Origin of the sequence: Aneurinibacillus aneurinilyticus ATCC 12856 (assembly GCF_000466385.1) — a bacterium.
Classification (GTDB): Bacteria; Bacillota; Bacilli; order Aneurinibacillales; family Aneurinibacillaceae; genus Aneurinibacillus; species Aneurinibacillus aneurinilyticus.
On record NZ_KE952649.1, the window covers coordinates 26,709 to 33,646 of the forward strand.

General features: G+C 41.5%; 6 protein-coding genes. 2 read left to right on the forward strand and 4 right to left on the reverse strand.

All coding sequences use genetic code 11. The annotated features are described in order from the left end of the window. Positions 1 to 62: 62 nt before the first annotated feature. From HMPREF0083_RS00400 to HMPREF0083_RS00410, 3 genes are all read right to left on the reverse strand, one after another. The gene (locus HMPREF0083_RS00400; RefSeq protein ID WP_021618895.1) at positions 63 to 332 is read right to left on the reverse strand and encodes an amino acid permease; all 270 of its coding nucleotides are present in this window, start codon (positions 330 to 332) and stop codon (positions 63 to 65) included. A gap of 97 nt (positions 333 to 429) precedes the next feature. Next, positions 430 to 1,902 carry an aldehyde dehydrogenase family protein gene (locus HMPREF0083_RS00405; protein WP_040300995.1) on the reverse strand — a complete coding sequence of 491 codons (1,473 nt, stop codon included), beginning with the start codon at positions 1,900 to 1,902 and terminating at the stop codon, positions 430 to 432. Positions 1,903 to 2,008: 106 nt separating this feature from the next. Beyond that, complete coding sequence (locus HMPREF0083_RS00410) at positions 2,009 to 2,788, reverse strand: carbon-nitrogen hydrolase family protein (protein WP_040300990.1); 780 nt, start codon at positions 2,786 to 2,788, stop codon at positions 2,009 to 2,011. 393 nt (positions 2,789 to 3,181) lie between these two features. Here HMPREF0083_RS00410 and HMPREF0083_RS00415 point away from each other — a divergent pair, with 393 nt between their 5' ends. Then, a complete protein-coding gene (locus HMPREF0083_RS00415; protein WP_051354483.1) occupies positions 3,182 to 4,486 on the forward strand; it encodes a sigma-54 interaction domain-containing protein in 1,305 nt (434 codons plus the stop codon). A gap of 14 nt (positions 4,487 to 4,500) precedes the next feature. Beyond that, complete coding sequence (locus tag HMPREF0083_RS00420; protein ID WP_040300991.1) at positions 4,501 to 5,304, forward strand: carbon-nitrogen hydrolase family protein; 804 nt, start codon at positions 4,501 to 4,503, stop codon at positions 5,302 to 5,304. Positions 5,305 to 5,424: 120 nt separating this feature from the next. On the opposite strand, the gene HMPREF0083_RS00425 is transcribed toward HMPREF0083_RS00420, so the two are convergent. Further along, positions 5,425 to 6,867: an NAD-dependent succinate-semialdehyde dehydrogenase gene (locus HMPREF0083_RS00425; protein ID WP_040300992.1), complete on the reverse strand. Its 1,443-nt coding sequence runs from the start codon at positions 6,865 to 6,867 to the stop codon at positions 5,425 to 5,427. Positions 6,868 to 6,938 lie beyond the last annotated feature (71 nt).

Genomic DNA, 6,938 nt, shown 5'->3' on the forward strand with positions numbered 1-6,938 from the left:
CTAAGACAGGATAAAGGGAAAAAGCATCTGCCCTATAACCAGGAAACAGATGCCTTCTCTTTTTATTGCTTAATATAATCGATTCGTGGTCGCCCTTTGTATATACGTGCGCTACATATACATCCGGCAAACCACGCATACGTCGAACTGACTAAGTGTTTGCTCCACTGATAAATTGAACCGGCAATCGGAAAATGAGACGCTACTTCCGCCATCGTTAGCGCTACCAAAAATTGTCCAATAAATACAACAGGCCAGCTCCAAATAAAAGCAGGACCACGGCTTGCCAAATGTGCAGCATCGTTGTCGATATGCTGATTGCGCTTGCTCATATAGAATGTTCCCTTACATGAAGAAACCTGATGTTTTTTAAAAAAGGAGGCTAACAAAGCCTGCTTCGTAGCGCCTCCTTTTTATTCATCTACTTCTTTAGTTCTCAAACCAACCAACAGGCTCTACCTGTAGATTAATATTAATTTGCTTTACTTCCATAAACTCATCCAAACCAAACGTACCAAGGTTACGTCCGATTCCGCTCTGCTTGTATCCGCCCCACGGCGCTTCATTGTATGTTGGATGGTAACTATTAATCCAGGTAATGCCTGCGCGAAGCTTTTTAATCACTCGCAGAGCCTTTGCCCCGTCCTGTGTAAAGACGCCGCCAGCCAGTCCATATACTGTACCATTCGCCAGTTCAATTGCTTCCGCTTCATCCTTGAACTTCTGCACAACAAGAACCGGCCCGAAAATTTCCTCCTGAACAATACGCATATTTGGTGTAGTATCAACAAAAATCGTCGGTTCAACAAAGTATCCTTTATCAAGGCCATTGGCTGTAATGCGATTTCCTCCAACTACAAGCCGGGCCCCTTCTTGCTTGCCGATCTCGATATAGCCCAGAACTTTTTCCATGTGCGCCTCACTCACTAAAGGCCCCATTTCCGTATTCGGGTCATCGCCGAATCCCACACGGATATTCTTCGTCCGCTCTACCAGGCGTTCAATAAATTTATCATAGATGCTCTCCTCTAAAAGCAGACGGGAACCCGCTGAGCACACTTGTCCCTGATTGCAGAAGATTCCGAACAGGGCATAATCTACAGCCGTTTCAAAATCGGCATCCGCAAACACGATATTCGGAGATTTACCGCCGAGTTCAAGAGAAATTTTCTTAATGTTTCCTGCTGCCGCTCTCATAATACTTCTGCCTGTTACTGTACCTCCTGTAAAGGCGATCATATCAACCAGCGGACTTTCTGCCAGTTCATTTCCAGCCGTTTTTCCAGGTCCCATCACCATATTGATAACCCCTTTAGGGATACCGACCTCTTCAATAATTTCAAATAGTTTGATGGCGGTTACCGGCGTAACCTCAGACGGTTTGAATACAATCGTATTTCCTGCTGCAAGGGCCGGTGCAATTTTCCATACACCCATCAATAGAGGAAAGTTCCAAGGAACAATCAGGCCACACACTCCAACCGGCTCTCTAACGACCATCGCCTGCATCGGATCGGCTACATGATAGGTTTGTCCATCCGGTTTCGTGATTAGACCTGCATAATAGCGAAAGCATGCAGCAGCATCAGCCACATCAAATCCAGCCTCACGAAGCGGCTTTCCATTATCCAAGGTTTCAAGGCGAGCAATTTCTTCGGCTTTCTCTTCCAATTTGTCAGCAATAGCAAACAAATAGCTGGCCCGCTGCACAGCAGGCATCCCGGACCACTCTCCCTCGTCGAATGTTCGGCGGGCTACTTCAATCGCGCGACGAGCATCTTCAACATCCCCATCTGCCGCTTTAGCAATGACTTCCCCATTTGCCGGGTTTACAATTTCCCTTACCTTTCCGCTTTGTGCATTTACCCATTCACCATTGATATACATTTTTAAATCCAGCACATTAGTTAAAACAGCCATTTGTCTTCCTCCCTCTTTTTTATAAAATTTAACCACACCTGCTAATTGTTCGGGGACAAACCGGTTGGTACTGCTGCCCCCCTGAAATTCAGCTATACAATTGTTTATATAAATGCGGTTGATTATCTAGAATATAATTCAGCTTAGGATCTGTTCCTTTCATTAACAGAACCGGAATGGTGTGCAATTCTTCCTGGTCTGACAACAGGAGATGCGTTTCGCCTTGAGCATCCACGAAGACGCTTTCACCCATAAAATGATGTCTTCCTTCTACACCAATTCGATTACACAATGCCAACGGTATTTCATTCTCCATCGCCCGGCATTGGGTATACAAACGTTGGTGTTCTGTATAGGGAGCCATATTCGAAGTAGGGATAAGAATTAAATCTGCTCCCTTTTTGCTAAGAATACGTGCAACTTCCGGAAACTCTAAATCAAAGCAAGACATCATCCCGATAACACCAAACTTTGTGTTAAACACAGGAATTTCATGTCCCGGCGTAAAATACACTTGCTCTTCATCATACAGATGTGTTTTGCGGTATACAGCCTCAATCTCACCATTATCACTAATAAAGGCAGCAGAGATAAAATACTGTTGCTGATATATTTCTGGAAAAGAAAGGAGCGTATTAATACTCCATTTTTTACACAAATTCTTCAAATACGTTATACTTTGCCCGTCTCTCGCTTCGGCGGCTTCTTTTAACCAAGGGCCTATGGAATAGCCTGTTAAAGAAAGCTCCGGAAATAATACGAGATCCGAATTTTTTTGTTTTGCTTCGCATAAAAAATGCTCGATTTTTTCAAGATTGAACTTTTTATCATGCAGTTTTGTTTCAATTTGTGCGATCGATAACTGCACTACCGTATCCCTCCTTTCTTTCTTACACATGATTACACGCAATTATGATGCCAATTACAAAATAGCGAAAATATACAGAATATATTGCGGATAAGAAATGAAAGAGATGCTTTTTTACATCGGTTGTTGCTTGTGTTTATGTAATTTCTCAAGATATGCAAGGGAAAATAGGAAGCAATGCAAAAAAACATCTAGATGTTTTTTTGCATCTTGTTTTTCATACATTATAAAGAGGCAAAAAAGCTTATTTAACAACGGTTCTTATGCATTTGACAAGAAAAAATATGATAATTCAAAAATGAGGGAATTATTGTTATAATAAGAACCATAAGAAATACCAATGTTTTTTTGCATCATAACTTACTTACATACAAATAGGGGTGTACCAACATTTTGGAAAATCAGCACCACATACATGAACATGTCAATTTACTGTTGTTTGTGTCATCAACGTATAAAATAAAAATGATCCTTGGTCACTACGAAAATGTTTTTGCCACTTCCACTTCAGATACTCTGTCCCTAAATAAAGATGTAACGACCCTTGAATGGGACCGTATTTTTATGGAAAAGCCTAATTTCGACCTTGATGAGCAAATACTATTTACTAAGAACGGGCAAAAAATTCTTTTTTCGATTACTAAAATAAGCACAAATGACTTTGAATTCATTATTTCGCTTACAAATATTACGAGGTGTATCAAAATACATATGCAACAATCAGAAGCATCACAAAATACAGGACTCAACAGCGTTGTATTTGTATCCGAAAAAATGCAGGAGCTAATGGATATAGCCAAAACAATAGCCCATGTCAACTCTACCGTTCTGCTATTGGGTGAATCTGGAGTTGGTAAAAGCTTGCTGGCTCGGAAGATTCACGCTTTAAGTCCGCGCGCCTCCGAGGCGTTTGTTTCCTTAAATTGTGCTTCCTTACCTAAAGATTTGATTGAATCCGAACTATTTGGTTATGAGCAGGGAACTTTTACAGGAGGAAATAAAGCAGGAAAAATAGGCTTATTTGAAGCTGCAAACAACGGAACGATTTTTCTGGATGAGATTGCAGAACTGCCTTACGATATGCAATCCAAGCTCTTAGATGTGCTTCAGGAAGGAACCATCCGCAAAATAGGGGGAGTAAAAGCACAAAAAATCGATGTTCGCGTCATTGCCGCTACAAATAAAAATTTGCCTTCATTAGTGGAAAAAAACTTATTCCGTAAGGATTTATTTTATCGTTTAAATGTAGTTCCTCTGGAACTTCCAGCCTTAAAAAATAGAAAAGAAGATATTCCGTTATTAATAGATTATTTTCTGGCGAATTTTAATAGGAAATATAATCAACATAAGATGATTAGCGAATATAGTAAAGCAAAGCTGATGGACTATGATTGGCCCGGAAATATAAGAGAGTTAGAAAATATAATCGAACGAATGGTTGTAACAAATACGGAAACGGTTGTTGAATCCTTACCAAGAGATAAAGCATTGTCCGTTTCTGGGGAGAATACAGTTGAAATCAAGGGAATTATTCCTCTTAAAGAAGCAAAAAAATTAGTGGAGAAAGACCTTGTTCTAAAAGCCTATAAAATATATGGAAGTACATACAAGGCAGCAAAAGTTTTGAAAGTAGATCAATCGACAATTGTCAGAAAGCTGCAACAATACAACGAGGTAGTTCAGCATGATGATGTGTAATGAGGAGAAAAAATATGCGTCAAATTAATGTGGCCCTAGCACAAGTACGATGTTCCTTATCGAATAAAGAAGAAAACGTAAAACGAATTATTGAATGCATTGAATCTGCTGGCAAAAAACAAGCGGATTATATATTATTCCCTGAACTGTATATGTCAGGGTCTTTTATGCATGAGACTATAGCCCAGCTAGCCGAACCGATAAAAGGAAAAAGCATGACCGAAATTTGTAAACATGCGCAAAAACATCAGGTTGGCGTCATTTTAGGATTCCCGGAAATAGAAAACACCAGATTATTTAATACCGCTGTCCTTATTAGTAAACACGGGGAAATTATAGGTACATACAGAAAAATTCATTTGTTTGAAATTGAAAAAGCGGTTTTTGAGCCAGGAACAGAATGCCCTGTATTTGAGCTTCCAGAAGGCAAAGTAGGGATAATGATCTCCTATGATGTCGAGTTTCCTGAGGTGGCACGCATTTTAGCTATCAAAGGCGCACAATTCATTTTTGTTCTTGGAGCAAACAAGTTTCCAAGTCATCCTCACCAAGACGTTTATTTAAAAACAAGAGCATTGGAAAACCATGTTTTTGTTGCAATGGCAAACAAGGTAGGACTGGAGAACAGCACATTATTTGTTGGAGAAAGCTCTTTAATCCATCCTTTAGGAAAAACCATTCACAAATGCAGCAATAACGAAGAACTGTCTATACTTTCAATTAATATGGAAGAAACCGATATCGCACGGGGCAATCTCGATTATTTAAAAAATCGCAGACCCACCCTGTATGCCAAAGAAGATCGTCATTATATCTAAATTCCGGTTAAAAAAGGGAGGCAAATTACTGATTGCCTCCCTTTTTTCTATATGCCTTATCAACAGGAATGATACTTCATCCCGCCCTAACGGGCAATCACCACTGCATGAAGTTCCACTTTATAATCCGAAAGAAACAAACTTTGTTTCTAAAAACTCCTCTAATGCATAGCGACCACCTTCACGTCCGAGCCCACTTTCTTTATACCCGCCAAACGGTGCCTGCGTCTGCGGCGGCGCTCCGTCATTAATTCCAACGATTCCGTATTCTAAGGCTTCTGCCATACGGAAGCAGCGGCTGTTGTTTTGTGTATATACATACGCAGCCAACCCGTAATCCGAATCATTAGCCAGTTGTACAACCGAATTCTCCTCCGTAAACGGAATGATAGGAACAACAGGACCGAACGTCTCTTCATAATAAATCTTCATCTCTTTCGTAACGCTTGTCAGCACGGTTGGTTCGCAATAAAAACCTTTAGCATATTCGCCTTCTGTCAAACGCTGGCCCCCGTATATAATGTGTGCGCCTTTCTCCTTCGCATCCTGAATATGATTAAGCACTTTATTCAGGCCCTGTTCGTTGACCAGCGGACCGATTTCTGTATCCTTTTCTCGTCCGTCTCCTACTTTCGCTTTTTTCATTCTTTCTACAAGCTTATCCGTAAAGGCATTAACCACCGACTCGTGTACATAAAGACGGTTCGTGCAGATGCACATTTGGCCGGATACCCGGAACTTACTTTCGAACAATCCCTGAACGGCTGCATCCAAATCCGCATCTTCAAAAATAATGAATGGAGCATGCCCCCCCAATTCCAGACTTACCTTTTTAACTGTTTTGGCCGCTCCTTCCATTAATAGCTTCCCTACACGCGTAGAGCCAGTGAAGGTAATTTTGCGTACCTTTTTATTAGCCGTAAATTCCTGGCCAATTGACTCTGGATTCCCGATAACCAGATTAGCCACCCCTTTTGGAAAACCAGCTTGCTCAATCAGCTCAAATAGACGGATTGCACTAAGCGGTGTGCTCTCTGCCGGCTTTAGTACGACTGTACAGCCTGCTGCCAGAGCCGGTGCGATTTTGCGTGCAACCATATTTACGGGAAAATTCCATGGTGTAATAGCAGCTACTACACCTACAGGCTGTTTCATTACCATGATTCTTTTATTCGGGGCAGAAGAAGGAATGGTTTCTCCGTATACCCGCTTCGCTTCCTCAGCATACCACATAAAATTATCCGCAGCTCCAAGCACCTCTCCTTTCGCTTCGCGAAGAGGTTTGCCCATTTCAGCTGAGATAATCCCTGCCAGTTCGTCCCTATGCTTGCGAACAAGTTCATAAAGGCTATATAAATACTTGGAACGTTCGCGCGCAGTTAGACGGGACCAGCTAGCAAATGCTTCATTCGCGGCTGCAATCGCTTTCACCGCATCTCTTCCATCGCCAAAGCTTACAGCTCCGACCTGTTCTCCCGTCGCTGGATTCATTACCTCTATATGCTCTCCGTTCTCAGCCTCCACCCATTCTCCGTTGATAAACATACGTTTTGCTTCTGCCATGTAAAACAACTCCCCTCTCTTGTCCGTTACTTGTAAATTATCACGCCTGTTGATTATCCATAAGGTGGAAG